At 59.1% G+C, this 26,746-nt stretch carries 22 protein-coding genes; 17 read left to right on the top strand and 5 right to left on the bottom strand.

The window, feature by feature from the left end:
• Positions 1 to 143: 143 nt before the first annotated feature.
• The 5 genes from efeU (at position 144) to lpxO (ending at position 6,098) form a co-directional block, all read left to right on the top strand.
• Entirely contained in the window at positions 144 to 989 is an 846-nt protein-coding gene (gene efeU / locus ACJ8IL_RS02850) for an iron uptake transporter permease EfeU (RefSeq protein ID WP_060433347.1), read from the top strand.
• Between the two features lie 20 nt (positions 990 to 1,009).
• Positions 1,010 to 2,146 carry an iron uptake system protein EfeO gene (gene efeO / locus ACJ8IL_RS02845; RefSeq protein WP_060433344.1) on the top strand — a complete coding sequence of 379 codons (1,137 nt, stop codon included), beginning with the start codon at positions 1,010 to 1,012 and terminating at the stop codon, positions 2,144 to 2,146.
• 11 nt (positions 2,147 to 2,157) lie between these two features.
• Positions 2,158 to 3,456 (top strand): iron uptake transporter deferrochelatase/peroxidase subunit, encoded by a 1,299-nt coding sequence (gene efeB / locus ACJ8IL_RS02840; RefSeq protein ID WP_435967684.1) that lies wholly within the window; start codon positions 2,158 to 2,160, stop codon positions 3,454 to 3,456.
• 716 nt (positions 3,457 to 4,172) lie between these two features.
• Positions 4,173 to 4,961 carry a phosphate starvation-inducible protein PhoH gene (gene phoH, locus ACJ8IL_RS02835; protein ID WP_015378226.1) on the top strand — a complete coding sequence of 263 codons (789 nt, stop codon included), beginning with the start codon at positions 4,173 to 4,175 and terminating at the stop codon, positions 4,959 to 4,961.
• Between the two features lie 234 nt (positions 4,962 to 5,195).
• Positions 5,196 to 6,098, top strand: coding sequence for a lipid A hydroxylase LpxO (gene lpxO / locus ACJ8IL_RS02830; protein WP_025303230.1), 903 nt, complete (start codon positions 5,196 to 5,198; stop codon positions 6,096 to 6,098).
• Positions 6,099 to 6,134: 36 nt separating this feature from the next.
• Here lpxO and chaA read toward each other — a convergent pair whose 3' ends face one another.
• Positions 6,135 to 7,238, bottom strand: coding sequence for a sodium-potassium/proton antiporter ChaA (chaA, locus tag ACJ8IL_RS02825; protein WP_025303229.1), 1,104 nt, complete (start codon positions 7,236 to 7,238; stop codon positions 6,135 to 6,137).
• A gap of 294 nt (positions 7,239 to 7,532) precedes the next feature.
• Positions 7,533 to 8,351 (bottom strand): siderophore-interacting protein, encoded by an 819-nt coding sequence (locus ACJ8IL_RS02820; RefSeq protein WP_025303228.1) that lies wholly within the window; start codon positions 8,349 to 8,351, stop codon positions 7,533 to 7,535.
• Positions 8,352 to 8,481: 130 nt separating this feature from the next.
• On the opposite strand from ACJ8IL_RS02820, the gene chaB reads away from it, so the two are divergent.
• From chaB to ACJ8IL_RS02770, 10 genes are all read left to right on the top strand, one after another.
• Positions 8,482 to 8,709, top strand: coding sequence for a putative cation transport regulator ChaB (gene chaB / locus ACJ8IL_RS02815; RefSeq protein WP_025303227.1), 228 nt, complete (start codon positions 8,482 to 8,484; stop codon positions 8,707 to 8,709).
• A gap of 251 nt (positions 8,710 to 8,960) precedes the next feature.
• On the top strand, positions 8,961 to 9,656 hold the full coding sequence (locus tag ACJ8IL_RS02810; RefSeq protein WP_043138579.1) for a gamma-glutamylcyclotransferase: 696 nt from the start codon (positions 8,961 to 8,963) through the stop codon (positions 9,654 to 9,656).
• A 300-nt stretch (positions 9,657 to 9,956) separates the two neighbouring features.
• The gene (cbl, locus tag ACJ8IL_RS02805) at positions 9,957 to 10,910 is read left to right on the top strand and encodes an HTH-type transcriptional regulator Cbl (RefSeq protein ID WP_025303225.1); all 954 of its coding nucleotides are present in this window, start codon (positions 9,957 to 9,959) and stop codon (positions 10,908 to 10,910) included.
• 175 nt (positions 10,911 to 11,085) lie between these two features.
• Positions 11,086 to 12,654, top strand: coding sequence for an ABC transporter substrate-binding protein (locus ACJ8IL_RS02800; protein ID WP_261427354.1), 1,569 nt, complete (start codon positions 11,086 to 11,088; stop codon positions 12,652 to 12,654).
• Positions 12,654 to 13,709 carry an ABC transporter permease gene (locus tag ACJ8IL_RS02795; protein ID WP_049204111.1) on the top strand — a complete coding sequence of 352 codons (1,056 nt, stop codon included), beginning with the start codon at positions 12,654 to 12,656 and terminating at the stop codon, positions 13,707 to 13,709. Before ACJ8IL_RS02800 ends, ACJ8IL_RS02795 begins: the two co-directional genes overlap by 1 nt.
• Positions 13,706 to 14,575 (top strand): ABC transporter permease, encoded by an 870-nt coding sequence (locus ACJ8IL_RS02790; protein WP_016927339.1) that lies wholly within the window; start codon positions 13,706 to 13,708, stop codon positions 14,573 to 14,575. Before ACJ8IL_RS02795 ends, ACJ8IL_RS02790 begins: the two co-directional genes overlap by 4 nt.
• On the top strand, positions 14,565 to 15,407 hold the full coding sequence (locus ACJ8IL_RS02785; protein WP_025303222.1) for an ABC transporter ATP-binding protein: 843 nt from the start codon (positions 14,565 to 14,567) through the stop codon (positions 15,405 to 15,407). Before ACJ8IL_RS02790 ends, ACJ8IL_RS02785 begins: the two co-directional genes overlap by 11 nt.
• On the top strand, positions 15,404 to 16,075 hold the full coding sequence (locus ACJ8IL_RS02780; protein ID WP_043138574.1) for an ABC transporter ATP-binding protein: 672 nt from the start codon (positions 15,404 to 15,406) through the stop codon (positions 16,073 to 16,075). Before ACJ8IL_RS02785 ends, ACJ8IL_RS02780 begins: the two co-directional genes overlap by 4 nt.
• 132 nt (positions 16,076 to 16,207) lie before the next feature.
• On the top strand, positions 16,208 to 17,782 hold the full coding sequence (locus ACJ8IL_RS02775; protein ID WP_435967683.1) for an ABC transporter substrate-binding protein: 1,575 nt from the start codon (positions 16,208 to 16,210) through the stop codon (positions 17,780 to 17,782).
• Between the two features lie 231 nt (positions 17,783 to 18,013).
• Positions 18,014 to 19,624, top strand: a complete 1,611-nt coding sequence (locus ACJ8IL_RS02770; RefSeq protein ID WP_435967682.1) for a hypothetical protein — start codon at positions 18,014 to 18,016, stop codon at positions 19,622 to 19,624.
• Here the strand turns inward: ACJ8IL_RS02770 and ACJ8IL_RS02765 are convergent.
• Positions 19,621 to 20,289, bottom strand: coding sequence for a prepilin peptidase (locus tag ACJ8IL_RS02765; protein WP_147823912.1), 669 nt, complete (start codon positions 20,287 to 20,289; stop codon positions 19,621 to 19,623). The genes ACJ8IL_RS02770 and ACJ8IL_RS02765 overlap by 4 nt on opposite strands.
• Positions 20,290 to 20,719: 430 nt before the next feature.
• Between ACJ8IL_RS02765 and ACJ8IL_RS02760 the strand changes: the two genes are divergently transcribed.
• On the top strand, positions 20,720 to 22,231 hold the full coding sequence (locus tag ACJ8IL_RS02760; protein ID WP_089180477.1) for a YchO/YchP family invasin: 1,512 nt from the start codon (positions 20,720 to 20,722) through the stop codon (positions 22,229 to 22,231).
• Here the strand turns inward: ACJ8IL_RS02760 and narL are convergent.
• Both narL and narX read right to left on the bottom strand, forming a co-directional pair.
• Positions 22,228 to 22,878, bottom strand: coding sequence for a two-component system response regulator NarL (gene narL / locus ACJ8IL_RS02755; RefSeq protein ID WP_025303216.1), 651 nt, complete (start codon positions 22,876 to 22,878; stop codon positions 22,228 to 22,230). The two genes, ACJ8IL_RS02760 and narL, sit on opposite strands and share 4 nt — an antisense overlap.
• Positions 22,879 to 22,888: 10 nt before the next feature.
• Positions 22,889 to 24,673: a nitrate/nitrite two-component system sensor histidine kinase NarX gene (narX, locus tag ACJ8IL_RS02750; protein ID WP_049204108.1), complete on the bottom strand. Its 1,785-nt coding sequence runs from the start codon at positions 24,671 to 24,673 to the stop codon at positions 22,889 to 22,891.
• A gap of 350 nt (positions 24,674 to 25,023) precedes the next feature.
• Here narX and ACJ8IL_RS02745 point away from each other — a divergent pair, with 350 nt between their 5' ends.
• Positions 25,024 to 26,418, top strand: a complete 1,395-nt coding sequence (locus ACJ8IL_RS02745) for a NarK family nitrate/nitrite MFS transporter (protein ID WP_435967681.1) — start codon at positions 25,024 to 25,026, stop codon at positions 26,416 to 26,418.
• Positions 26,419 to 26,746 lie beyond the last annotated feature (328 nt).

The raw sequence follows: 26,746 nt of genomic DNA, 5'->3' as shown, positions 1-26,746 counted from the left end.
AAAATCACGCTTGCGCCTCTTGTATTTCTTCTTGGCAGAATGATAATCACTCTCGTTGGTTTTTACGTTTCTTTACAGAGTTGCCGCCGCTCATTTCGAGTCAGTTTTCTCTGCCGCTGCGGTCTTTTCAGGGGTGATTATTTATGTTCGTTCCCTTTCTTATCATGTTCCGCGAGGGGCTGGAGGCTGCGCTGATCGTCAGCCTGATCGCCAGCTACCTGAAACGCACGCAGCGCAGCCAATGGCTGGGCGCGGTGTGGATCGGCGTGATTGTCGCCGCGGCGCTGTGTCTGGCGCTCGGCATCTTCATCAATGAAACCACCGGCGAGTTCCCGCAGAAACAGCAGGAGCTGTTCGAGGGCATCGTGGCGGTGGTGGCGGTGCTGATCCTCACCTATATGGTGTTCTGGATGCGTAAGGTGTCCAAGTCGGTCAAGGTGCATCTGGAAGGGGCGATCGATCAGGCGCTCAACGCCGGTAAAGGGCAGGGGTGGGCGCTGGTGGCGATGGTGTTCTTCGCCGTGGCGCGCGAAGGGCTGGAGTCGGTGTTCTTCCTGCTGGCGGCGTTCCAGCAAGACGTGGGCGCCGCAGCGCCGATCGGCGCGGTGCTCGGCCTGGTGGCCGCCATCGTGCTGGGCATGATGATTTATTGGGGTGGGGTGAAGCTGCACCTGGCCAAGTTTTTCAAATGGACCAGCCTGTTCATTCTGTTCGTCGCCGCCGGCCTGGCCGCCGGAGCGATCCGCGCCTTCCACGAAGCCGGCCTGTGGAACCACTTCCAGGCTATCGCCTTCGATTTCAGCAGCACCCTGTCGACCCATTCGCTGTTCGGCACCCTGCTGGAAGGCATCCTCGGGTACCAGGAAGCGCCGACGGTCAGCGAAGTGGCGGTCTACTTCTTGTATCTGATCCCGGCGCTGATTTTCTTTTTCCTGCCGCAGCGCGCGGAGCCGGTAGCGGCCCCGGCGCAACGTAAAATCAATCATTAATGTTTAATAGGGAATCTCGTATGTCTACTCCGTTATTTCGCCGCAAGGCGTTGCACGCAGCATTACTGGCTATCCCGGCGTTTGCGCTGAGCATCGACGCGTTGGCGGCGGACGTGCCGCAGGTCAAGGTTACGGTTAACGACAAGCAGTGCGAACCGATGCAGCTGACGGTGCCGGCAGGCAAAACGCAGTTTGTGGTGCATAACACCAGCCAGAAAAACGTCGAATGGGAAATCCTGAAAGGGGTGATGGTGGTGGAAGAGCGCGAGAACATCGCGCCGGGCTTCACCCAGAAAATGACCGCCACGCTGGAAGCGGGCGAATACGACATGACCTGTGGGCTGCTCAGCAACCCGAAAGGCAAACTGACCGTCACCGCGGCAAGCAATGGCGCCACCGACGGTAAACCGAACGCGCTGGACTTGGTTGGCCCGATCGCCGAATACAAAGTTTACGTCACCAAAGAAGTCGATGGGCTGGTGAAACAGACCAAGCTGTTCACCGACGCGGTGAAGGCCGGTAACGTGGAGCAAGCGCGCAAGCTGTACGCGCCGACCCGCCAGCACTATGAGCGCATCGAGCCGATCGCCGAGCTGTTCTCCGATCTGGACGGCAGCATCGACGCCCGCGAAGACGACTACGAGAAGAAATCGGCGGACCCTAACTTCACCGGTTTCCACCGTCTGGAGAAGGCGCTGTTTGCCGACAACTCAACCCAAGACATGGGCGCCTACGCCGATCGCCTGTACCACGACACCGTCGAGCTGCAAAAGCGCGTGAGTGAACTGACCTTCCCGCCGAGCAAGGTGGTGGGCGGCGCAGCCGGGCTGATCGAAGAGGTGGCGGCCAGCAAGATCAGCGGTGAAGAAGACCGCTACAGCCGCACCGACCTGTGGGACTTCCAGGCCAACGTCGACGGCGCACAGAAGATAGTCAACCTGCTGCGTCCTTTGCTGGTCAAGGCCAATAAGCCGCTGCTGGACAAGATCGACGCCAACTTCAAAACCGTGGACACCATCTTGGCGAAGTACCAAACCAAAGACGGCTATGAGTCCTATGAGAAGCTGACCGATGCCGATCGCAATGCGTTGAAAGGGCCGATCACCACGCTGGCGGAAGATCTTTCCCAACTGCGCGGCGTGTTGGGTCTGGACTGAGGCATAAGGTTATGAGCAACAAGGCAGGCCCGAATAACGGGCCTCATCCGCACTCTCAGGGGGCGGCATCGCCTTCGCGGCGCCGTTTGCTGCAAGGGCTGGGGCTGGGCGCACTGGCACTGGGCGGCACCCGTCTGGTGCAGGCGGCGGACAACGTGGCGGAGCCGTTGGCGACGCCGCAGGATGAGCGCTGGCAGAAGCAGCCGTTTTATGGCCGCCATCAGGCCGGGGTGCTGACGCCGCAACAGGCGGCGATGATGCTGGTGGCGTTCGATGTGCTGGCGACCGACAAAGCGGGGCTGGAGCGCCTGTTCCGGCTACTGACCGATCGCATCGCCTTCCTGACTCACGGCGGTAAGGCGCCGGAGGTGGACGCCAAGCTGCCGCCGCTCGATTCCGGCATCATGGGGCCGGAGATTTACCCGGACAACCTGACCATCACTGTCTCGGTCGGCGCATCGCTGTTCGACGAACGCTTTGGTCTGCAGGCGCACAAACCGCTGAAATTGCAGAAAATGACCCGCTTCCCCAACGATGCGTTGGACGCCGGGCTTTGCCACGGCGACCTGCTGCTGCAGATCTGCGCCAACACCAACGAAACCGCTCTCCACGCGCTGCGTGATATCATCAAGCACTCGCCGGATCTGCTCAGCGTGCGCTGGAAGCGGGAAGGGTTCATCTCCGCGCACGCGGCGCGCAGCAAAGGCAAAGAGACGCCGATTAACCTGTTGGGGTTCAAAGACGGCACCGCCAACCCGAAAACCAACGACAAACCGCTGATGGATAAGGTGGTGTGGGTCGGCGACAGCGTCGGCGAACCGGCGTGGACGGCGGGCGGCAGCTATCAGGCGGCGCGTATTATTCGTTTCCGCGTCGAGTTTTGGGATCGCACGCCGCTGCAGGAGCAGGAAACCATTTTCGGCCGCGAGAAGCACAGCGGTGCGCCGCTCGGCATGAAGCATGAACATGACGAGCCGAATTACGCGAACGATCCCGACGGTAAGGTGATCCCGATGGACGCGCACATTCGCTTGGCTAACCCACGCACGCCGGAAAGCCAAAGCAACCTGATGCTGCGGCGCGGCTACAGCTATTCCCTTGGCGTCTCCAATGCCGGGCAGTTGGAAATGGGGCTGCTGTTCGTCTGTTATCAGGCCGATCTGGAGAAAGGCTTCCTGACGGTGCAAAAAAGGCTGAACGGCGAAGCGTTGGAGGAATACATCAAGCCGATTGGCGGCGGGTATTTCTTCGTGCTGCCGGGCGTGAAAGAGAACGGTGACTATCTGGCCAGCGGCCTGCTCAAGGCCTGAACCCGAAATGACGAGGCGGGATCGCCTGCCTCGTTTTACTTTGTTTTGCCTGCCGTAAGGAAGATTGAGCGTCGAAAGTCAATTCGACACCTGGCCTATGGATTAAAAAGCACGCACCGCGTGGGCTTTTTGGTTGTGCAAAATTTAATCAGGAAACCAAAGTGTCATTCGCACTGTTTAATTATAATTTATTGATATTTATAGATTATAAATTCTTGTGGAATGACGTGTCGTGCGTGATATAGTGTTTTAGCGATAACTAAAAACAAAAAATATAAATTTTTTTACATTTTAGTAACGCGACAGGATTGAATGTCATTATACTGTAATCATCTGGCGGTAGTTTTCACACGGTGCACAGCTTGAAGCTGTAAATATCACTGCGGGGATCGCTAATGGTAAAGTCCTTGGTTGGGCTGGAAAGAAAAAATAACACATCTCCCCTGATTTCTCGTTGTAACGAGGGTTCTCTCTCCGACTCTCTTTTACCGGCAACTCCGCACTCTTATCGCTACCGAATCTCACCACTTTTTACTCCACGTTTATTGATGCAGTCCGCGTTGTCCCGTGAAAAAACGGCGCTTAAGCGTTGCCGTCAATTCACATTGTCCCTTGGCTCTTATTGGCTCGGAGGAGGCCAAAACCTAATACGTGTGTGAAACATAATCGCACGGCCTGGCCGTTGCGGTAGGTGAAACAAACTGTAAGGTGCCACTATGGGTAGACAGAAAGCAGTGATCAAAGCACGTCGTGAAGCGAAACGCGTTATTCGTCGTGACGCTCGTAGTCATCGCCAGCTGGAAGAAGAGTCTGTGACCTCGCTGGTGCAAATGGGGGGAGTCGAGTCTATCGGCATGGCGCGAGACAAGCGCGATAGCTCACCCATCGAGGCTAGAACCGAAGCTCAGGGTCATTACTTATCAGCCATAGAGAATAAGCAGCTGATCTTCGCCACCGGCGAAGCGGGCTGTGGCAAAACATTTATCAGCGCCGCCAAGGCGGCGGAGGCGCTGATCCATAAAGAGGTGGATCGGATTATCGTTACCCGTCCTGTTTTGCAGGCGGATGAAGACCTCGGCTTCTTGCCGGGGGATATCTCCGAGAAGTTCGCCCCTTATTTCCGCCCGGTGTATGACATTCTGGTACGTCGTTTAGGATCTTCCTTTATGCAGTACTGCCTGCGCCCGGAAATCGGTAAGGTAGAGATTGCGCCGTTCGCTTATATGCGCGGACGCACCTTCGAAAATGCGGTCGTTATCCTGGATGAAGCCCAGAACGTGACCGCCAGCCAGATGAAAATGTTCCTGACCCGCCTGGGGGAAAACGTGACGGTTATCGTTAACGGCGACGTGACCCAGTGCGACCTGCCGCGCGGCGTGAAATCCGGCCTCAGCGATGCCCTGGAACGCTTCGAAGAGGACGAGATGATCGGCGTTATCCGCTTTGAAAAACAGGACTGCGTACGCTCCGCTTTGTGCCAGCGCACGCTCAACGCTTACAGTTAACCTATCCGCTAATGGAAAGGCCGCTTCGGCGGCCTTTTTTATCTCCGCAATTTCCTCTCTCGTTTAACCTTTGTGTAAATTATTGTGGTTTTCTGTATAGATTTTCGTTGAGTTAGCGTTAATGATTAATGGGTTCCAGATTGGCGCGCAATTTGCCTGTGCCGCCAAAAGGACATTATCTGGGGTGTGCGCCGCGCGGCGCATAGCGTGTGGGTTCCTTGATGCGATTCAAACATGAAATACATCATTCTGATTTTGCTTATTTTATGCGTCGTCTATGTGCATTACCGCGGACGGGTGCGCTACAACGTGTGGCGACAGCTGTCTGACCATTCTACCTTTACTGCACCGTTGAACGTTTTCATGTATCTGTTTTCCCGTGTGCCGACTACGCCGTACCTGAAGCCGGAGCAGTTCCCTGAGTTGGCGGTACTGCGGGAGAACTGGGAAACCATCCGCGACGAAGGACAGAAGCTGATGGAGATCCAGCAGATCAAGGCGTCCGATCAATTCAACGACGCCGGTTTCAACTCATTCTTCAAGACTGGTTGGAAACGCTTTTATCTTAAATGGTATGAAGACAGCCATCCTTCCGCCATGACCCTGTGCCCGCAGACCACGGAACTGCTGCGCAGCCTGCCTTCGGTCAAGGCGGCGATGTTCGCCGAACTGCCGGACGGCAGCCGGTTGCCGCGCCACCGCGATCCTTACGCCGGTTCGCTGCGTTATCACCTGGGGCTGATTACCCCCAACGATGACCGCTGCTTCATTGAGGTGGACGGCGAACGCTACAGCTGGCGCGACGGTGAAGGCGTGATGTTCGATGAAACCTATCTGCACTACGCGGAAAATCAGAGCGGGCAGAATCGTCTGATCCTGTTCTGCGACATCGAACGGCCGATGCGCTACCGCTGGGCACAGGCGGTGAACCACTGGCTGGGGCGCAATCTGATGAGCGCCGCCACCGCGCCGAACGAAGAGGGCGATCGCACCGGCGGCGTCAACAAGATGTTCAAATACATCTATGCGATACGCCGGGTGGGGAAACGCTTGAAGGCCTGGAACCGCACCGGTTATTACATCATCAAGTGGATTTTGTTCGGGGGGATCGCCGCGGCGATATTCTTCTCGGTATAACGAAGGCAGGGGCGCACAGAGTGCGCCCCTTTTTGATCAGGCGAAGATAGTCATCATGTAGGCGGCGAACAGCGCCAGGTGGGCGGTGCCGTTCAGCACGTTGGTGCGTCCGGTCGAGAACGACAGCTGGCACAGCAGCAGCACCGTCAGCATCACCACGATATGCGGCGTTTGCAGGCCGAAGATCAGCGTCTGCCCGGTCAGGGTGGCGATGATGGTCACCGCCGGCACGGTCAGGGAGATGGTCGCCAGCACCGAACCGAAGAACAGGTTCATGGCGCGTTGCACCTGATTGTTCAACACGGCGCGCAGCGCGCCCAGACCTTCCGGCGACAGGATCAACAGCGCCACCAGGAAACCGGTGAACTGCGCCGGTGCATTCATCTTGGTCAGCAGGCCTTCCAGCGGATTGGCGTTGAACTTGGTGACGGCGATCACTGCGATTAGGTGCACGATGAGCCAGGCGGCGTGCCAGGCGCTGCTGTGCGAAGAGGGCTTGCCGTGATGCGGATCGCCATCGTCGTCTTCATGCTCGTACACGAACAGGCTCTGATGGGTTTTGGTCTGGATCACCAGGAACACGCCATACATGGCGGCGGAGATCAACGCCACCAGCAGCGCTTGCCCGGTGCTGAAGTTGCCGCCAGGCAGCGCGCTCGGGAACACCAGCACGATCACCGCCAACGGGAAAATCGCCATCAGATACTGTTTGATGCCGCCGAGGTTGACGTACTGGGTGGCGAACTTGCGCCCGCCGAGCAGCAGCGCGAAACCGACCAGGCCGGCGGAAACGATCATAATGATGGAATACAGCGTGTCGCGCATCAGCGCCGGTGCGGCGTCGCCGGTGGCCATCAGCGCGGAAATCAGGCTGACCTCGAGGATCACCACCGACAAACTGAGGATCAGCGAGCCGTAGGGTTCGCCCAATCGGTGGGCCAGCACGTCGGCGTGGCGCACCACGCTGAAGGCGCTGCTGAGGATCCCCACCAGCGCGAGAATATTGATGCCGACGATTAGCGGAAAGTTATCGGTGCTACCCCATAGATTTAGCACTACCAACGCGGCGATAGGGAAGATCAGAGAGTATTCGGTGTGGCGAGATTTGGTGGATCGGCCAGGATCGTGTTGCGACTTCATGAGGGTGGCACTCCTTCTCAAACAGCGTAGCCCGTCAGCGCCGGTTGCCGTGATACGGCAACTCTGCGTTTCCAGTAGGTATTTTATATTAGGATACACCCACGGCGCCGGTGTGATGTTGTTTTTATCTGAGAAAGCAATTGCTTGCTTTATGTGATCAGGGTAGCAAAAAAACCGCACGGGGTGCGGTTTTATTTACTTACTTTTACGCAATAACGCCAAGTTTTAACGTTAGATTTGAGAAAAGTGATGTTTACTTGTTTAGTACTCGGTTAATCAAGGATGATGAGACGATCAGTCGTCAATATTATCCATGATTTCATGCCGTTTATTGTGGTAACCCTCTTCATTTAGCCCCTCACGCCAGTAAGGCACAGCATAAAGACGATTACGATCGCATTGACGTTCACGGCGTAGGTAGCGGCGCAGCTCTACCACCAGGCGATCTTCACCGGCGAGCCAGAAGTGGGTATCGCTCTGCGGCACGGATTGCGCGCGGAACCGAGCGACCAATTCGTCGGTTTTCTCTGTGCCGCCGACAACCCAATTCACCTCAACGCCGGCAGGCTTTTTCAGGTCAATGACGTCAGCGTTGCTGTCGACGCGGACGAAAGCGCGTCCGGCGCTGTGCGGCGGCAGGTTTTCCAACAGCGCGGCCAGCGCAGGCAGTGAGGAGGGATCGCCCGCCAGGGAGTAGAAATCGGCGGCCGGCAGCATCGGTTTGGGGCCGCCCGGGTTGCTGATGCCGATTTTATCGCCGGCTTTCGCCTGGCGCGCAAAGTCGACCGCCGGGCCCTGATGGTCATGAATGGCGAACTCGATGTCCACTTCCGCCAGTTCCGGGCGCACGGCGCGGATGGAATAGGTGCGCACGATCGGGCGTACGGCATCTGCGGCCCAACGCGGGCCGTTTTCGGTCAGCGTCGGCAGGTCCGGCTGCGTCTGGCCGGCGAGCGGCAAAAAGACTTTGATGTGTGCAGCGGCGGCATTGGCCGGGTAGTAACGCAGATCGGGGGCGGTAAAGGTAATGCGGCGCAGGTGCGGCGTAATGTCCTGTACGCGGCTGACGGCGATCAGGTAGGGGGCGCGTGAGCGAGGGGCTTCGGTAGTCACGGGGATCTCCTTATAGTTCGTTTGGCGGTGAGTATAACATGTCGTTTGATAATGAGAATTGTTTGCTAATTGAGACGAAACCGCATGTGGGCTAGGCTTAAGGTTCACTCATCCTGAAAGGGGAGGCCATATGCCCTACCACAGCACGAACGACTTGCCGGACAATGTGAAGCATGTGCTGCCGGAACATGCGCAGGCGATCTATAAAGAAGCGTTCAACAGCGCCTGGCAACAATACCGCGATCCCGATGACCGGCGCGGTGACGACAGCCGGGAAGAGACGGCGCATAAGGTGGCTTGGGCGGCGGTCAAGCAAAGCTATCGTAAGGGCGATGACGAACGTTGGCATAAAAAGTAACGAATTATCACGCAGTAAAAATCGCGCAGACATTATGTGGAGCCCGGCAATTAATATTATTGCTGCTCAGTACAAATACTTTTTCACTTTAACGCCGCTTTGTAACTTGATTGCACGTCAGGAAAAGAATAAGGTCATTCTTATAAGGCGCGGTGATTGAATTAATAAAAATCCGCAGCCGAAAATAAAACATCAAAGGTTCAGCAGTGGCGAGGGAAGGCGAGAAATCGTATTCCCGGGAGGTAATATCAGTGTTAACGCGAGATTTTCTGCAAAAAGCGGATTGCAAAACTGCATTCGGCGCTATTGAGGAGTCGTTGTTGCTGACGCCTGAACAGCGTGCAGCCTCGTTGGATTGCACCTTATCGCGCCGGCCGGGTCACAGCCCCGTATGGATATTCGGTTACGGTTCGCTGATGTGGAACCCGGTTTTCGAATCGGAAGAAGTGCGGCCGGCCAAGCTGCAGGGTTGGCACCGGGCGTTCTGTATGCGCTTGACCGCCGGGCGCGGCACGCTGCATCAGCCGGGGCGCATGCTGGCGTTGAAGGCCGGCGGCCACACTACGGGCCTGGCCTTTCGCTTGCCGGAAAGCAAACTGCGTGAAGAGTTGGAGCTGCTTTGGAAGCGCGAAATGGTGACCGATTGCTACGTGCCGACCTGGTGCGAGCTGCAGTTGGATGGCGGCGAGAAGGTTACTGCGTTGGTATTCGTGATGAACCCGCAGCATCCGCTGTTTGAAGAAGACACCAGCTACCAGGTGATCGCGCCATTGATCGCCAGCGCCAGCGGCCCGCTGGGCACCAACGCGCAATATCTGTTTGCGCTGGATAACGAGTTGAAGCACCACGGCATGCAGGATGATTGCATCGGCGATCTGGTGCGCTGCGTGCAGCAATGGCTGCAGCAGAACCGCACCGGCGGCATCGGCAGTGAGGCCACCGCCTGAGGCTGCTGCGGGAATGCGCACGGTGAGGGGCTCAGCATGCTGAGCCCTTTTTTATATCTAATGCCTATATTTAATAACTTTAATTTGCACAGTGATTGAAGGCATGTTTTTATTGTGGTTATCTATCCCTTTATTTTTAAAGTCATTCGCTGTTTTTTGTCAGTTTCCCATCCCCAATGCGAAGCAGAATGATCGACTTAGTATTAAATTGCATAAGTAAAGGTTATTTCTTATTTGTTCAGCCCCGCGGGACTCCGTATCAATATGGCTAACGCTACTGGAAGAAACAGGGAGACGGGGATGAACTTTCAACAATTAAAAATTATTCGTGAATCGGCGCGCTGCAACTACAACCTGACCGAGGTCGCCAATACGTTATTTACCTCGCAGTCCGGCGTCAGTCGGCATATTCGCGAGCTGGAAGAAGAGCTGGGCATCGAAATATTCATTCGCCGGGGCAAACGGCTGCTGGGCATGACCGAGCCCGGCAAAGAGCTGCTGGTGGTGGCGGAGCGCATTCTCAACGACGCCAATAACATCCGTCGCCTGGCGGATGTCTTCAGCAGTAACGACTCGGGCCAGCTGCATATCGCGACGACGCACACCCAGGCGCGCTATAGCCTGCCGGGGGTGATCAAAGAGTTTCGCGCGCTTTATCCGCGGGTGCGGGTGGTGCTCAATCAGGGCAGCCCTGAAGAGATCGTCTCGATGTTGGCCGCCGGCGAAGCCGATATCGGCATTGCCAGCGAACGGCTGATGAGCGACGAATCGCTGGCGTCGTTCCCATATTACCGCTGGCATCACACCATTCTGGTGCCGGAAGGGCACGAGTTGACGCGTCAGCCGCAGGTGACGCTGGAGATGCTCAGCACTTTGCCGCTGATCACTTACCGGCAGGGCATTACCGGGCGCGCGAAGCTGGATGCGGCGTTCAAAGCGGCGGGCCTGACCCCGGACATCGCGCTCAGCGCACAAGACTCCGACGTGATTAAAACCTATGTCGAACTGGGATTGGGCGTGGGCGTGCTGGCGGACATGTCGTATGAAAAAGAGCGCGATCGCGGGTTGGTCAGCCTCAACGCCGAGCATTTGTTTGAACCCAATACGGTATGGCTGGGCCTGAAACGCAGCCAGCTGCAGCGCAACTATGCCTGGCGCTTTATCCAACTGTGCAACCCGACGCTGTCGCTGACCGAAATCAAAGACAAGGTCTTCTCGTCGCAGCTGGACGCGGTGATTGATTACCAGATTTAACCGATAAGCGGCAGGCAATTCCTGCCGCGCATTCTGCATTGCCCGCCTAATAATCAAAAACCCATCTATATACATAAAAAGAATATCTATAGTGATTTAAGTACCTTCAGCTGCCGATCGCGCTCGCATACACTCGAAAAATTATTATAAATTCCATCCGCTTGGAGAGTTTCAGATGAAAGCGCTCGTTCCTTCTTTGCTGTTTTTGGCCGTGGCGGCCAGCGTTAACGCACAGGCGGCGACGCCGGCCAACACGTTGGTGATCGCACAGTCTATCGATGACGTGGTCAGCTTTGACCCGGCCCAGGGATTTGAGTTAACCACGGTGCAGTCGTTCAACAGCCTGTATCAACGTTTGATCCAGTCCGATCCGCACAACCCCATCGATCTCAAGCCGACTCTGGCCAGCAGTTGGCAGGCCGGCGCCGATAACCGCAGCCTGACTTTCAGCCTGCGCACGGACGCTAAATTCGCCAGCGGTAACCCGCTGCGGCCGGAGGACGTGATCTTTTCGCTTTCACGGGTGGTGAAATTGAATCTGGAGCCGTCGTTTATCCTAACGCAGCTGGGCTGGAACGCGAAGAACGTGGATCAACACCTGACCAAGGTGGATGACCATACGGTAAAAATCAGCTGGGATGAAAACGTCAGCCCGGCCTTCGTGCTCAGCCTGCTGTCGGCGCCGGTATCCTCGATTGTCGACGCCAAAGAGGCGCTGGCGCACCAGCAGGGCGACGATCTGGGGCACCAATGGTTGAACAGCCACTCCGCCGGCAGCGGCCCTTACAAAATTCGCACCTATGTGCCGCACGAAGTGGTGGTGCTGGACGCGAACCCCGGCTCGCCGGAAGGGGCGCCGACGTTGAAAACCATCCTGATCAAAAACGTGCCCGATCCGGCCGCGCGCCGTTTGCTGATTGAGCAGGGCGATGCCGATATCGCCCGCAACCTGGGGGCGGACCAAATGGCGGCCCTGAAGGGCAAGCCGGGCGTCAAACCGTTGGCCATTCCTTACGCCTCGCTTTATTACCTGCAGTTCAACGCCAAGGCGTCGCCGGCGCTCGGCAACCCGGCATTTTGGGAGGCGGCGCGCTGGCTGTTCGATTACCAAGGCATCGCCGACGATCTGCTGAAAGGGCAGTTCCAGAGCCATCAGGCATTCCTGCCGGACGGTTATCTGGGCGCGCTCAAGGATCAGCCGTACAGCTTCAATCCACAGAAAGCCAAAGAAATACTGGCCAAAGCGGGGCTGAGCAACGTCAGTTTCCGTCTGGACGTCAACAACCAGCCGCCGTATCTGGATATCGCTCAGGCGCTGCAGGCCAGTTTTGCTCAGGGCGGCGTGAAGGTCGAACTGGTGCCGGGCATCAGCTCGCAGGTCTCCACTAAGGTGAAAACGCTTAACTACGATGCGACGCTGACCTCCTGGGGACCGGATTACTTCGATCCTAACACCAACGCGGCCGCCTTTGCCTACAACCCGGAGGACGGCAGCAAGACGCTGGCCTGGCGAGCCAACTGGCAGATCCCGGCGCTGAGCAAGTTGACGCTGGCCGCCACTGCAGAAAACGACACCGCCAAACGGGTGGCCGACTACCAGCAACTGCAGAAAGAGGTGCAGCAAAGCTCGCCGTTTGTCATCGGCCTGCAGGCGCGCAGCCTGATCGCAGTGCGTGACAACCTTAAGGGCTATGTGCAGGGCATCAACCCTGACATGGTGTTCTACAGCAAGGTCAGCAAGTAATGGCTGCTGACCTGTCCGCCAGCGCCGGGGCGGCCCGGCGGTATTGGCGCAGGGGCGGGCGGCTGCTCGGCGGCGCGCTGTCGCTGGCGTTAACGCTGCTCGGTCTGCTGCTGTTCACCTTCATGCTGTCGCACCTGGCGCCGATCGATCCGGCGCTGCAGGTGGCGGGCGATCACGCCAGCGAAGCCACCTATGCGCAGGTGCGGCACGAGCTGGGGCTGGATCAGCCTCTGCCGGTGCAATTTTGGCGCTATCTGGTGCACCTGGCGCATGGCGATCTGGGCATTTCGCGCATCACCGCCCAGCCGGTGTTGAGCGATCTGCTGCGTACCTTCCCGGCGACGGTGGAACTGGCCACCTGCGCCATTATCCTCGGCGCTCTCGGCGGCATTACGCTGGCGTTTCTGGCGGTGCTCAAACCGGGCAGTTGGCTGGATAACGCGGCGCGCTTGCTGTCGCTGATCGGTTATTCGGTGCCGATTTTCTGGTTGAGCCTGCTCGGGCTACTGCTGTTCTACGCCACGCTGCACTGGTCGGCGGGGCCGGGGCGGCTGGATGACATTTACTTGTACAGCATGGAGCCGCGTACGGGTTTCGTGTTGATTGACAGCTGGCTGTCCGGCGATCGCGAAATGTTCTACAACGCCATCAGCCACCTGTGGCTGCCGGTGGTGGCGCTGGCGCTGCTGTCGATGGCGGGTATCACCCGGCTGCTGCGCGCGGCGATGCTGGAAGAATGCAACAAGGAATACGTGACGCTGGCGCGCTCCAAGGGCGCCGGCCGCCTGCGCATTCTGCTGCGCCATGTGTTCCCCAACGTGCTGGGCACGCTGATCACCGTACTGTCTCTCTCCTACGCCAGCCTGCTCGAGGGCGCGGTATTGACCGAAACGGTGTTCGCCTGGCCCGGCGTCGGGCGTTACCTGACCTCGGCGCTGTTTGCCGCCGACACGCCGGCGATCCTCGGCGCCACGCTGCTGATCGGCACCTGTTTCGTGCTGTTGAATGCGCTGGCTGACGCCTTGACCTATTTAGTGGATCCGCGAACCCGATGAGCCAATATCTCTCTGAACACGAACCGCAAAGCGAGCCGGCCGTCGGTTACCGCCGCGGTCGGCGCCTGACCACGCTGACGCTGGGCGCGGCGCTGGTGGCGATCCTGATCGTCACCGCGCTGCTGGCTCCGTGGCTGGCGCCTTTCGATCCCAATCTGCAGCATATCGAGCTGCGGTTACTGCCGCCTTCCGCCGCACATTGGCTGGGCACCGACGGCTTCGGCCGCGACTTGCTCTCCCGCGTGATTTACGGCGCACGGCCGACGTTGATCCTGGTGTCGTTGATTCTGGTGTTGACCATTCCCATTGGTCTGCTGGTCGGCATTTGCGCCGGTTATCTCGGCGGCTGGGTAGAGCGTATTTTGATGCGTCTGACCGACATTTTCCTGTCGTTGCCGAGCCTGGTGATCGCGCTGGCGTTCGTGGCGGTCATGGGGCCGGGGCTGATGAACGGCGCGCTGGCGTTGGCATTGACCAGCTGGCCGGCCTTTGCCCGCCAAGCGCGGGCCGAAACCCTGGCGCTGCGCCGCAGCGACTACCTGGCGGCAGCGCGTATGCAGGGCATCAACGGGCTGCGGCTGATGGTCGGCCACATTTTGCCTTTATGCCTGCCGAGCGCGGTGGTGCGCGCGGCGTTGAGTCTGGGCGGCATCATCTTGTCCGCCGCCGGTCTGGGGTTCCTCGGCATGGGCGTCGCGCCGCCGACCGCCGAATGGGGATCGATGGTGGCCGAAGGCAGTAAAGTGATTTTCGACCAATGGTGGGTCGCCGCCGCACCGGGCGGGGCGATCCTGTTCGCCAGCCTGGCGTTTAACCTGCTGGGCGATGGCCTGCGCGACAAAATGGATCCTCGTCATGGGCACTGATAACACCTTATTGACCGTTGAACGTTTGGCGATCGGCGTGCCGGGGCCGCAGCCGGTGGCGCTGGTGAAGAATATTTCGTTCAGCATGGGGCGGGAGCGACTGGCGCTGGTCGGTGAGTCCGGCTCCGGCAAATCGTTGACCGCGCGTGCGCTGATGGGGCTATTGCCGCCGCCGTTGCAGCTGCAGGCGCAGCGCCTGACGTTGGGCGATGAAGACTTGACGCGCCTGAGCGAACGCCAGTGGAGCCGCCTGCGCGGCGACCGGGTGGCGATGGTGATGCAAGATCCCAAACATGCGCTGAATCCCAATCAGCCGATCGGCCGTCAGGTGGAGGAACCGCTGGTGCTGCATGCCAAGCTAAGCCGCGCCGAGCGGCGTGAAAAAGTGCTGGATATGTTGGCGGCGGTGGGGTTGCCCGATCCGGCGGCGCTGTGTGGCCGTTATCCGCATCAGCTCTCCGGCGGGATGGGGCAGCGGGTGATGCTGGCCATTGCGTTGATCAACGATCCGCAGCTGTTGATTGCCGATGAACCCACGTCGGCGCTGGATCACCAGATGCGCGATCAGGTGCTGCAACTGATAGACAATCTGGTGGCGCAACGCAACATGGGGCTGATCCTGATCAGCCACGATTTGCAGCAGGTGGCGCACCACTGCGAGCGGGTGCTGGTGATGTACAAAGGCGAGCTGTTGGATCAACTGCCGGCAGCAGAGCTGGCGCAGGCCACGCACCCTTATACTCGCACGCTGTGGGCGTGTCGGCCGAGCCGCGAGACGCGCGGCAAACCGCTGCCGGTACTGGACCGCGCGCTGTTGGAGACGTTGAAATGAGCGTAATTGCACTGGAGAACCTCAGCGTCAGTCACCGTCAGGGCTATGAACAGCGCACCGTGGTGCACGACGTTAACCTGCGCATCGAACCGGGCGAGTGTTTCGGCCTGGTGGGGCCTTCCGGCTGCGGCAAGTCCTCGTTGCTGTGGGTGCTGGCCGGGCTGAACGACAGCTGGCGCGGCGGTTTTGAACTGCTCGGGCGGCAGCTACAACCGGGGCAGGCATTTACCGGCGAACTGCGGCGCGAGGTGCAGATGGTGTTTCAAGATCCCTATGCTTCGCTACACCCTAAACACCGGCTGTTGCGTACGCTGTCGGAACCGCTAAAACTGCTGCAGGAAAGCGACATCGAACGCAAAATCGGCGCGGGCTTTCGCCAGGTGGGGTTGGATCCGCGCCTGCTGGATCGCTATCCGCATCAGCTGTCGGGCGGCCAGCGGCAGCGCGTGGCGATCGTGCGCGCATTGCTGCTGCGGCCGAAGCTGTTGCTGCTGGATGAGCCGACCTCGGCGCTGGACATGTCAGTGCAGGCGGAAATCCTTAACCTGCTTAACGAGCTGAAACAGGCGGGCGATCTGACTATGGTGCTGGTCAGCCACGATGCGGACGTGATTGACCACATGTGCGATCGTTCGGTGGCAATGGCGCACGGCCGCATCATCGTTTGACCCTATGCCCGCCAACGTGGCGGGCATATCCATCTTGGTAATAAATAAAGCAATTTATCGTCGTTCTTCTGTTAATTCTTACCCTCTACACTCGTCAAACAGCGCAACCGCGTGATTGTGGAGAGTGTATCGATGAAACGGTTAATCCCAACCTTGTTGTATGGCGCGCTGGCGGCCGCTTTCGGTGCGCAGGCCGCCACCCCGCAGGATACCTTGGTGGTGGTCAGTTCGCTGGAGGGCATTATCAGCCTCGATCCGGCGGAGAGCTTTGAAACCGTCAGCTCGGCCAATCTGGTCAACCTCTATCAGCGCCTGGTGGCGCCGGATCGCGCCGCGCCGCAAAAGCTGGCGCCGGACGCCGCAGGCAGTTGGCAGGCGGGCGCCGATGGCCACAGCCTGACCTTTACCCTGAAACCGCAGCAACGTTTTGCTTCCGGCAATCCGCTGCGGCCTGAAGACGTGATTTTCTCGCTGGTGCGTGCGGTAAAGCTGAACAAGGCGCCGTCGTTTATTCTCGGTGAGTTTGGCTGGACGCCGGATAACGTTGAGCAGCAGCTGAAGAAGGTGGGGGATAACCAGGTGCAACTCACTTGGCCCGCCAACATCGGCAGCGAGCTGGCGCTGCGGCTGCTGACGGCGAACGTGGCTTCGATCGTGGATGAGAAGCTGCTGAACGAGCACGCGCAGCAGGGGGACTACGGTAACGCCTGGCTGCGCAGCCATTCCGCCGGCGGCGGCCCGTATCGGGTAAATAACTATGTGCCGCATGAGGCGCTGCTGTTTGGCCGCAACGATTACGCGCCGTCGCCGGCAAGGTTGAAAACGGTGTTGTTCAAGAACGTCAGCGACGCCGGCACCCGCCGTTTGTTGCTGCTGAAAGGGGATGCCGACGTGGCCTACGATCTGGGGGCCGATCAGTTCGACTCGCTGCGCAATGCGCCGGGCGTGCGCATCGAGCAGGCCGATGCGCCCCGGGTCTATTACCTCGGCTTCAACACCGGCAGCAAAGACAACCCGGCGCTGGGCAATCCGGCACTGTGGCAGGCAGCGCGCTGGCTGGTGGATTATCAGAGCATCGCCGAGCAGCTGCTGAAAGGGCAATATCGCGTGCATCAGGCCTTCTTGCCGCAGGGGTTGGACGGGGCGCTCGACGATCGGCCGTTTAGGCTCGACGTGGACAAAGCCAGACAGATCCTGCGCGAGGCCGGCATCGCCGAAGGCACGCGCATCAGTCTGATCGTCATCAATCAGCCGCCGTATACCGACATCGCGCAGGCGCTGCAGGCCAGCTTTGCGCAGGCCGGGCTGCGGTTGGATATCCATCCGGTGGTGGAAAGCGATCTGTGGGGCAAGATGCGCGGCCGCGATTTTCAGGCGATCTTCACCTACTGGGGCGCCGACTACCTGGATCCGAACACCAACGCCAGTGCCTTTGCTTACAACGTGTCAGGCGGGCCGAAAACCTTGGCCTGGCGCACCCAGTGGGGCATTCCCGCCATCAGCGCGGAAACGCGTGCCGCGGCTGCGGAAGGGAATAGCGCCGCGCGCAGCGCACGCTACGTCACGTTGCAACGGGAATTACAGGCCAGTTCGCCCTATGTGGTGGCGCTGCAGGGGCAAACGCTGGTGGCATTGCGGGACAATGTCGAAGGTGCCCGGCTGGATATCGCCAACAGCATGTTGTATCTGGATCGGGTCAGTAAGTGACGGCAACGCCGTGCGCCTGGCCGAGCTTTCTGTCGCGCCATAGGCCGACAGCGCGTGAAATCGCTTGCTGTTGCCACCACGAATCGTGAAATGTTGTGTCAGGGTGAAATAAAATGAAATTTCATAACGTGCTCATATGACGGTGATAGATTGGCTTCGAAAGGCGGCGTTGTTTACGCCTTTCACCGCGGTCGTCCGCAATGATGCGGACACATCACGTCAGGAGAGATTATGGACAATAACGAAAAGGCTTCAGCAGCGCGCGCAGCAACCTTGCTTGCCACCGGTGAGGTGGTTACGCCGGAACAGTTTTATCAGGACAGCGACGGAAGCAACTGGGGGCCGGCGATCAACAAAGCGGCGGCGGCGGCGCTGCAAGCCGGCGGTACGTTGTCCCTGGGGAAGCGGGTGTATACGGTCGCCGGACACGTACTCATTCAGACGACAACGGACATCTACGGCGGCATCGGTTTACGGGTGGTCGGATTGGGGCGGGCGACCAAAATTGTCAAGACGGTAGACAGCAGTTACACCAACGAACAGGGCGAAACGAAGAAAGCGGTGATCGTGGTGAAAGGCTTCGCCAATCTGACGCTGCACGGCTTGACGTTGCGGGATGATACCGGCGTAGACGACACCCACGGCGTGTGGTTCAGCGACCGCAATATGACGAAGTTTGATATTCGCGACATTTACACCAAGGTCGGCGGTTATTCGCTGTTTGTCTCGGGCGACATGTTCATCAACTGGCTGGTGAACGTGCAGATGGAGGCAAACGCCAATCGCCCGGGCGATGGGGTGCTGTGGATGGACAAGTCTGGCACCACCAATTTTATAGACGGCCTCTACGCCGCTCGCGCCAAGGGTACGGCGTTCAGAATTTCAGGGTTTTACTCTACTATCGGCTCGTTGGCTGCGGATGACTGCATCGGCGATATCTACTCTTTCAAAGATTTTAACGGCACGATCAATTCGTTGGGTTGCGAGAACCGCAACACGCGGCGCGCCGCCAATGTCAGCGTGCTGTCCACCAACTTTGCTCAAGGCACGATAGGCAATATCAATATCCAGGACGCGCAGAATGTGGAGAGCGGGGGCGTGTTGTGCCGATTCATCAACGAATCTCGTTGGGATATCGGTCAGTTGACTCTTTACAGCGGTTCTAAGACGCCTTTCCCGGTGGCGATCGCTGCCTGCAGCAACAATACCGAGGTAACCTTCAGTAACGTATACAACGGCGGCGTCCCGGTGGCCGGCAAAAGCACCGTCGATGTGACGTCGTTTTTAAGCGGGGTTGAAGCGATGTACAGCCTGGGCGAGCGGGGAATTGCCCCTTCCGCCACCAGCAATCATTTGCCGCGCAATATCTCGAAACAGCCATCGTGGACTTTTTTAGGCACCCTGACCGCGCCGGATCGGCAGCCTACAACGCGCATTACGCTTCAACAGGGCGTAAGCACCAAGGTGCTGGCGTGCGATTTATACATCACGTTCGATCTGTCTTCGCAGGCGACCGCTTTTGTCGTCAATAAAGGCAGCTATAGTGCGAAAGGCGCCTTTATGTTGCGGCGCTCCGGGCCGTTGAGCTGCGAAATATATTACCGCGTCGAGAAAGATTTCGGCTTTGGCAGTTATCAGGTGCAGACTACGCGCGGCAGCTACTGGCGGCCGGACGGCGTTTCGTTGAGCGCGCCTCCCTCCGATGCGTTGGAAATCCGCAGCGATGAGGTGTTATCCACGACCAGATTCGCGGTGATCCAACCACTGGCCAATCCGACAACGGCCAGCACGGCAGAAGTGGCCGGATTGCTCAATAGGCTGATCGAGACCCTGAAGAACTAACCGAACAACGCCGGCGCGTTCTGACCGGCGCCCATCAAGAGCAGCAGCCAGCCGGCGGCCACCAAGGCGATGCCGAAAGGTTGCGGCGTTCGCCAGGCGCGACGGTTGCGTCGGCCGCGCGCCAATGCCATGCCTAATCCGAACATTGCCGCCAGGCAGACCAGCAGCGGCAACATCGTCCAACCGAGCCAGGCGCCCAGTGCCGCCAGCAGTTTGAAATCGCCCTGGCCAATGCCGTTGCGCCGCCGCACCTGTCGATAAAGCGCGTTGAGCAGCCACAATGCCCCGTAACCGGCCACGGCGCCGAGAACCGCGTCGTCAAGCGTTGCCCAGCGAGCGTCAAGATTGCACAGCAGCCCGCCCCACAGCAGCGGCTGGGTTAGCCGGTCCGGCAGCCACCGGTGACGTCCGTCTAGCCAGGCCAGGGCGATCAGCAGTGCCGCGGCCGGCGGTAACCACAGCCGGTGTGCTGCCGGCAGGTCGAAGGGCAACGCCGTCAACGCCAAACCCAGGGCCGTTAGCAGCAGGCTGCGGCGGCGCAATCTCGGCGGGCTGGCGCGCACGGCCGCCGTTCGCTCCAAGCGGGTGATGAGCGCGAAGGCGACCAGACCCGCCGACAGCAGCGCGGTGAAAAACAGCGCGTGCCACAGTGAGGAAATAAACATCAAGGCTCCGCCAGTCGTGAAACAGATGTTTAAAATAACGGCAAAATGCATATTTCATCGGGGTGAAATGCGGTGGATTGTGAGGAATGCGCAGTCGTACGCATCGCCACTTTACGTATTGCAGAGTGATACAATGCCTTGCGCGGTGGCGCTCAGCAGTGGTGTGCTGTGCTTTTTATCGGCAAAATCGACGCTAAAATGCGGTGAATTCATTTGGCGGCGGGAATGGATCGGTAAATGGTGCAAGTGACGCTGTCACTGAAGCGCGATTGGGGTTTATCCTATTGTTTCTGCTCGTCAAGCCGTTAGGCTTTAAGAGAGAGGCGTCCCCGCCAGGCCGGGACGTAATGTTTTTCAGATCTGCCGTGGGAAAGGCGGCAGCAAAGCAGTGGGTTGGCATGCTCCAGGAGGGAGGGAGGCCAACGGTGTCATGAAAGACGTGATTCAGGCAATACTTATCAAGACCAAAAAACGATTCTGGCGCCGACGCCAGACGGCGTGGCTGGCCGGGCCACTGGTGTGGCTGGCCGGCGCAGCGGCCGCGTGCGCCGAATCCCCGCCGGCGCCGGACAGCGTCATCTCTTCTGAACAGGCCGCCGCGGACCCGGCCGCGAATTTGCCGGAGTTGGGCGGTGCGCCCGACGATGCCGCGCGCGAGAAGCAGTGGGCCGAGATGGCCAAGCAACTCGGCGAAAAAGAGTTGAACAACGTTTCACGTCAACAGATGCGCAGCCGCGCCGAAGATTATTTGCTGGGCCAGGCGACCGGTGCGCTGCAGCAACAGGCGCAGGAGCTGTTGTCGCCGTTGGGTACCGCCAGGCTATCGCTGAAGATGAGCGGCGAGGGGGACTTTACCGGCAGCAACGGGCAGTTATTCAGCCCGCTGTACGACGTCGACGGATTGTTGACCTACAGCCAGATCGGCTGGCTGCAGCAAAGCGCCGGGGCGCTTGGCAATTTCGCGCTGGGGCAACGCTGGATCGCCGGCGACTGGCTGCTGGGGTACAACACGGCGCTCGACAGCGATTTTGCTCGGCAGCGCAATAGAGGCAGCGTCGGTGCGGAAGCCTGGGGGGATTATCTGCGTTTCTCCACCAACTATTACTACCCGTTGTCGGCGTTGTCGCAACAGCCCGGCGATGGGGTATTTTTCAGCCGTCCGGCGCGCGGTTACGACATCACGACGCAAGGTTATCTGCCGTTTTATCGCCAGATCGGCGGTTCGCTCAGTTATGAGCAGTATCTGGGCGATAATGTCGATCTGTTCGGCAGCGGCAAAAAACAAAACGATCCGCGCGCGATGCAGCTGGGGCTCAATTACACTCCGGTGCCGCTGGTGACGATGAAGGCACTGCATAAGATTGGCGCGGGCGGGCAGAGCCAGGATCAGGTCGAACTGGCGCTGAGCTATCGGCTCGGGGTACCGCTGGTGAAGCAGATTTCGCCGGAGTATGTGGCGCAGGCCAAGTCGCTGCGCGGCAGCCGCTACGATCCTATCGAACGCAAGAACGTGCCGGTGCTGGAGTTCCGTCAGCGCAAGTCGCTGCAGGTGTTCCTGGCTACGCCGCCGTGGAGCCTGCAGGCGGGGGAAACCGTGCCGCTGGTGCTGGAAATCAAGGCGCTGAACGGCATCACTCACGTCAGTTGGCAGGGGGATACGCAGGCGCTGAGCCTGACGCCGCCGCACAACGCCAACGATCCGCAGGGCTGGACAGCGATCGTGCCGCCGTGGGACGACGCGCCGGACGCCGCCAACAGCTACCGGCTATCGGTCACGCTGGAGGATGATAAACAGCAGCGCGTGACGTCCAACTGGATAGAGCTGAAAGTGGCGCCGCCGCTGACGGCAACCGCCGGCGATGACGCGGGCCTGCCGCCGATCAAAACCCTGACGCCACCGCCGATCCCGGCGCAAACCGGGCCGCTGTACGGCGGCGATTAACCGTTTTTGCCCTGCAGCACCCATACGGCGGCCTCGACGCGGGATTTTAGCTTCATCTTTTTCAGCAGGTGTTTGACGTGTACCTTGACGGTGCTTTCAGTGATGGTCAGGCGACGGGCGATCAGCTTGTTTGGCAGCCCTTGGGCGATCAGCTTCAGGATATCTCGTTCCCGCGGCGTCAGTTGCTGAATATCACGATCGGCGCTGGGGCGGTTTTCCCGCAGGCTGGCGGCGAGGATCGGCGTCAGCGCTTCGCTCAGTACCATCTGCCCGGCTGCCGCCTGATGCAGCGCCTTCAGCAGATCCTCCGGCTCCATGTCTTTCAACAGATAGCCGTCGGCGCCGCGTTTGAGCGCGCTGACGACGTCATCTTCATGGTTGGACACGCTGAACACCACGATGCGCCCTGACAGGTCGGTTTGGCGCAGACGATCCAGCGTTTCCAGCCCGTTGATGCCGGGCATGTTCAGGTCGAGCAGGATCAGATCCGGATCGTGCTGCTCCGCCAGCGTGACCCCTTGTTCACCGTTGCTGGCTTCGGCAATGACCTGCAGACGAGCATCCATGCCAATCAGCTGTTTTACGCCGTTGCGCAGCATCGGGTGGTCGTCGATCAGTAAGATGGTGGCGGCGGTTTCTGTCGTCATGGTGTCTCCGTTAGTCGATGGCGTGGTTATCTGGCGTGAAGCTGACCCGCACCTCAGTGCCGCCGCCGCTGCGCGGTAAAATGTCGCAGCGGCCGTGCAGGCTCTTGGCGCGATCGCGCATGATGATCAAGCCGTAATGGTCGGGGCGAGACGTCTCGGCCGGCAGGCCGCGTCCGTTGTCGCAGACGCTTAGGGTCACTTCGCCCCGTTTATTGATGACCTGAATGCTCACCTCACTGGCGGCGGCATGCTTAAGGATGTTGCTGAGCGCCTCGCGGGCGATCTGCAGCAGGTGAATGGCCTGATAGGCCGGAACCGTGCGTGGCCCCAGTTGGTAATCGAGGCTGATGGTCAGGCCCAGCTTGGGATTGAACTCCGCCACCGTCGATTGCAGCGCCGCCAGCAGGCCCGGTTCGGTCAGCTGCAGGCGGAAGGTGGTCAACAACTCGCGCAGCTGGCGATAGGCGCCGTTCAGCTCTTCACGCATCTGTTGCACCAGCGCCTGGCTGGCCGAAGAGAGCGTTTCGCCCTGCATCTGCAGACAGGCGATCTGCATTTTCAGGCAGGAGAGCGATTGGGCGATGGAGTCGTGCAGCTCGCGGGCGATCGCCGCCCGCTCCTCCATCAGCATCAGCTGCTGTTGGTGGTCGACCTGACGCTCGATGGCCAGCACGCTGGTCAGCTGTTCCACCAGGGTATTGATCAGTTGGCGATGTTCATCGTTCAGCGGTTGCTGCGGCGCATGCTGTGCCACGATCACGCCGTAGTCGCCGAGCTTGTCGCTCAGGCTCCAGCTCAGCGACGGATTGTCGGGATGCTGGCGGTGGCTGTCGTTCAGGCAGGCGCTGCACACCGGGTTATGGCAATGCTCCGGCCTTAGCGGTTGGTTGCCGCTCAGCTGCAGCAGCGGTTCCCGGCTGTCGTTTTCATACAGCCGCACCTGAATGGCGCGCAACGGCGTCAGGGTTTGCAGTTGGTTGAGCAGCGGCGTCAGGCGGCTGCACAACGGCTCGCTGGCGTGCAGCTGGCGGCTGGCGCGGTAGAGGAAGCTCAGCACCTGATTTTTCTGCTGCAGGTCGGCGGTCTTCTCGGCCACGCGCTGCTCCAGCCCACTGTAGGTCGCCGACAGCTCGTCGGACATGGTGTTCAATGCGCCGCCAAGCGACGCCATTTCATCCTGGTGGCCGCGTTGTGCATAGCGGCGGCTAAAATCGCCGCGGCCTACCGCCAAGGCCATCTCCACCAGTTGCCGCCACGGATGCAGCAACCGGCGCCGCAGGTAGCAGGTGGTGCCGATCAACAGCAGCAGGGTCAGCGCGATGAAGCCGGCCTGCACCAGCGTCACCATCAGCAGGCGGCGCTCGGTTTGCCTGTCGATATCCGAGACCAGCTTGTCCAGCAGCTGCACGAAGTGCGCCACCTGCGGGGCGGCATCGGCCGGGCGCTGCGCGCTGCGCAGGCGAGGTTGCAGAGTCTGTTGCCAGTAATCACGCAAGGCGTCGAACGGTTGCGTCAACCCTTCCTGCTCCACCGAACGCTGCAGATCGGGGCTGTTTTCGTCGCGCTCCAGTTCGCGGATCAACGTTTCATGCCGTTCATCCAGCGGCACCTGCGCCAGCAGTCGGTAGCTTTGCATACGCAGCGAGCCGGCTTTGTTGATGGCATGCGCGTTGCCCTGAATGCTTTGCGACATCCAGGCGGAAATCCCCATGCCGGCCACGCCCAGAATGCCCGACAGCAACATCAGCAGGGCGACCTGATTCACGATCGAAAGCGGGGCCAACAGGCGTTTCATAAGCGCGGGTTCCTGGCATTTGGCGCCGCTGAAGCTCAGGGGCGAAGGCGGCGACGAGGTAAATAAGTAACGATTCAGCCGTATTTTTGATTATCCCTGAGCATAACCCCATACCTCGAATGAAGTACCCATTAGTTTCCAGCAGGACGGTGAAGCGGTAAAAATGACGGAGTGATGCTTTCTAATGCATTGATTAAAAGTGATTTAATTTTTATTCGAGGTGTACCCCTAAGGGGATGAAGGCGCTATTTGTGCCGCCAACTACTTGCATTCGGGTTGATATACATCAACTTTGCCGCCGGGGCCGCCCCCTAGGGTGTGCGGAATGATCCCCCGTGTCTGAGGTTTTTATGTCGCAACTTGCAACGCCTTCATCAAAGAAAACCGGTGCGCTGATTCAGGACTGGCGTCCTGAAGACAGCGCCTTTTGGCAGCAGCGTGGCCATCGCATCGCCACCCGCAACCTGTGGATTTCCATTCCCTGCCTGCTGCTGGCCTTCTGCGTCTGGATGCTGTTCAGCGCCGTTGCGGTCAACCTGAACAAGGTCGGTTTCAACTTCACCACCGACCAACTGTTCCTGTTGACCGCGCTGCCGTCGGTCTCGGGCGCTATTTTACGCGTGCCGTATTCCTTCGTGATCCCGCTGTTTGGTGGCCGTCGCTGGACCGCCATCAGCACCTGCTTCCTGCTGGTGCCGTGCCTGTGGCTGGGGTTCGCGGTGCAGGACAGCAGCACGCCGTACAGCGTGTTCGTCATTATTTCCCTGCTGTGCGGTTTCGCCGGGGCGAACTTTGCCTCCAGCATGGCCAATATCAGCTTCTTCTTCCCGAAAGCGCGTCAGGGCGGTGCGTTGGGGCTCAACGGCGGTCTGGGAAATCTGGGCGTCAGCGTCATGCAACTGGTCGCGCCGCTGGCGATTTCTTTCAGCCTGTTTGGCCTGTTTGGCGGCACGGCGCAAAATCAGGCAGAGGGGGGGCAGCTGTGGCTGGAAAACGCCGCCTGGATCTGGGTACCGTTCCTGCTGGTTGCCACCCTGGCGGCCTGGTTCGGCATGAACGATCTGGCCGCGGCCAAGGCATCGCTGCGCCAGCAACTGCCGGTGCTCAAGCGTGGGCATTTATGGATGCTGAGTTTGCTGTACCTCGCGACCTTTGGTTCTTTCATCGGTTTCTCCGCCGGTTTCGCCATGCTGTCGAAGACGCAATTTCCGGACGTAGTGATCCTGCATTACGCCTTCTTTGGGCCATTCCTCGGTGCGCTGGCACGGCCAGTCGGCGGCGCGCTGTCTGACCGTTTCGGCGGCGTGCGGGTGACGTTGATCAACTTTGTAGGGATGGCCGTGTTCGCCGCGCTGTTGTTCCTGACCTTGCCGATGGCGGGTGAGGGCGGTTCGTTCATCGCCTTCTACGGTATCTTTATGGTGCTGTTTCTCACGGCGGGGCTGGGCAGCGGGTCGACTTTCCAAATGATCGCCGTCATTTTCCGTAAAATCACTGTCGATCGCGTGAAAGCGGCCGGCGGCAGCGACGAGAGCGCGCAGCGTGAAGCGGTGACGGACTCCGCCGCCGCATTGGGTTTTATCTCGGCGATCGGTGCCGCAGGCGGCTTCTTCATTCCCCAGGCATTCGGCACTTCGCTGGCGCTGACCGGTTCCCCGGCGGGGGCAATGAAAGTATTCCTGGTGTTCTATATCTTGTGTGTGGTCATCACTTGGGTGGTGTATGGCCGCAAGAAAAAGGCCTGAGTATCAAACGATTTTCTCAATCCCTCCCGGCAGGGGAGGGATATTTCGCTCATTCCGAGTCATCTCTCCTCGCTCTCTCAGTGAAATTTTCTGCCTTTAGGTAAAATTCTCATCTCCGCTTGCCGTTTTTTTCTTTTTTTATAGTTATATCTCTCAATATGGGAATGTCTTCTCCCAAGCGTATTATATTATTTGCACGGTTTTTTCGTTTTGTTGAGAGTATTCTTACATTAAAAGATTAATGTCTTTCCCGCAGGTTAAATGAAATTTCTGGGAGGGTAAGGCATAATTAGTGCGATTGTTATAAAATCAGCAATAGGGTTTTGTC

The organism is Serratia sp. CY47444, assembly GCF_052168635.1.
In the GTDB taxonomy this organism is placed as follows: domain Bacteria; phylum Pseudomonadota; class Gammaproteobacteria; order Enterobacterales; family Enterobacteriaceae; genus Serratia; species Serratia bockelmannii.
Note: the sequence above shows the minus strand (reverse complement) of the source record. Positions and strands in the feature narration are given on the sequence as shown.

What these genes read in the sequence shown, in the direction of transcription:
- efeU (WP_060433347.1), top strand. Translation starts at nt 144, where the DNA reads ATGTTCGTTCCCTTTCTTATCATGTTCCGCGAGGGGCTGGAGGCTGCG.
- efeO (WP_060433344.1), top strand. Translation starts at nt 1,010, where the DNA reads ATGTCTACTCCGTTATTTCGCCGCAAGGCGTTGCACGCAGCATTACTG.
- efeB (WP_435967684.1), top strand. Translation starts at nt 2,158, where the DNA reads ATGAGCAACAAGGCAGGCCCGAATAACGGGCCTCATCCGCACTCTCAG.
- phoH (WP_015378226.1), top strand. Translation starts at nt 4,173, where the DNA reads ATGGGTAGACAGAAAGCAGTGATCAAAGCACGTCGTGAAGCGAAACGC.
- lpxO (WP_025303230.1), top strand. Translation starts at nt 5,196, where the DNA reads ATGAAATACATCATTCTGATTTTGCTTATTTTATGCGTCGTCTATGTG.
- chaA (WP_025303229.1), bottom strand. Translation starts at nt 7,238, where the DNA reads ATGAAGTCGCAACACGATCCTGGCCGATCCACCAAATCTCGCCACACC.
- chaB (WP_025303227.1), top strand. Translation starts at nt 8,482, where the DNA reads ATGCCCTACCACAGCACGAACGACTTGCCGGACAATGTGAAGCATGTG.
- cbl (WP_025303225.1), top strand. Translation starts at nt 9,957, where the DNA reads ATGAACTTTCAACAATTAAAAATTATTCGTGAATCGGCGCGCTGCAAC.
- ACJ8IL_RS02800 (WP_261427354.1), top strand. Translation starts at nt 11,086, where the DNA reads ATGAAAGCGCTCGTTCCTTCTTTGCTGTTTTTGGCCGTGGCGGCCAGC.
- ACJ8IL_RS02795 (WP_049204111.1), top strand. Translation starts at nt 12,654, where the DNA reads ATGGCTGCTGACCTGTCCGCCAGCGCCGGGGCGGCCCGGCGGTATTGG.
- ACJ8IL_RS02790 (WP_016927339.1), top strand. Translation starts at nt 13,706, where the DNA reads ATGAGCCAATATCTCTCTGAACACGAACCGCAAAGCGAGCCGGCCGTC.
- ACJ8IL_RS02785 (WP_025303222.1), top strand. Translation starts at nt 14,565, where the DNA reads ATGGGCACTGATAACACCTTATTGACCGTTGAACGTTTGGCGATCGGC.
- ACJ8IL_RS02780 (WP_043138574.1), top strand. Translation starts at nt 15,404, where the DNA reads ATGAGCGTAATTGCACTGGAGAACCTCAGCGTCAGTCACCGTCAGGGC.
- ACJ8IL_RS02775 (WP_435967683.1), top strand. Translation starts at nt 16,208, where the DNA reads ATGAAACGGTTAATCCCAACCTTGTTGTATGGCGCGCTGGCGGCCGCT.
- ACJ8IL_RS02770 (WP_435967682.1), top strand. Translation starts at nt 18,014, where the DNA reads ATGGACAATAACGAAAAGGCTTCAGCAGCGCGCGCAGCAACCTTGCTT.
- ACJ8IL_RS02765 (WP_147823912.1), bottom strand. Translation starts at nt 20,289, where the DNA reads ATGTTTATTTCCTCACTGTGGCACGCGCTGTTTTTCACCGCGCTGCTG.
- ACJ8IL_RS02760 (WP_089180477.1), top strand. Translation starts at nt 20,720, where the DNA reads ATGAAAGACGTGATTCAGGCAATACTTATCAAGACCAAAAAACGATTC.
- narL (WP_025303216.1), bottom strand. Translation starts at nt 22,878, where the DNA reads ATGACGACAGAAACCGCCGCCACCATCTTACTGATCGACGACCACCCG.
- narX (WP_049204108.1), bottom strand. Translation starts at nt 24,673, where the DNA reads ATGAAACGCCTGTTGGCCCCGCTTTCGATCGTGAATCAGGTCGCCCTG.
- ACJ8IL_RS02745 (WP_435967681.1), top strand. Translation starts at nt 25,024, where the DNA reads ATGTCGCAACTTGCAACGCCTTCATCAAAGAAAACCGGTGCGCTGATT.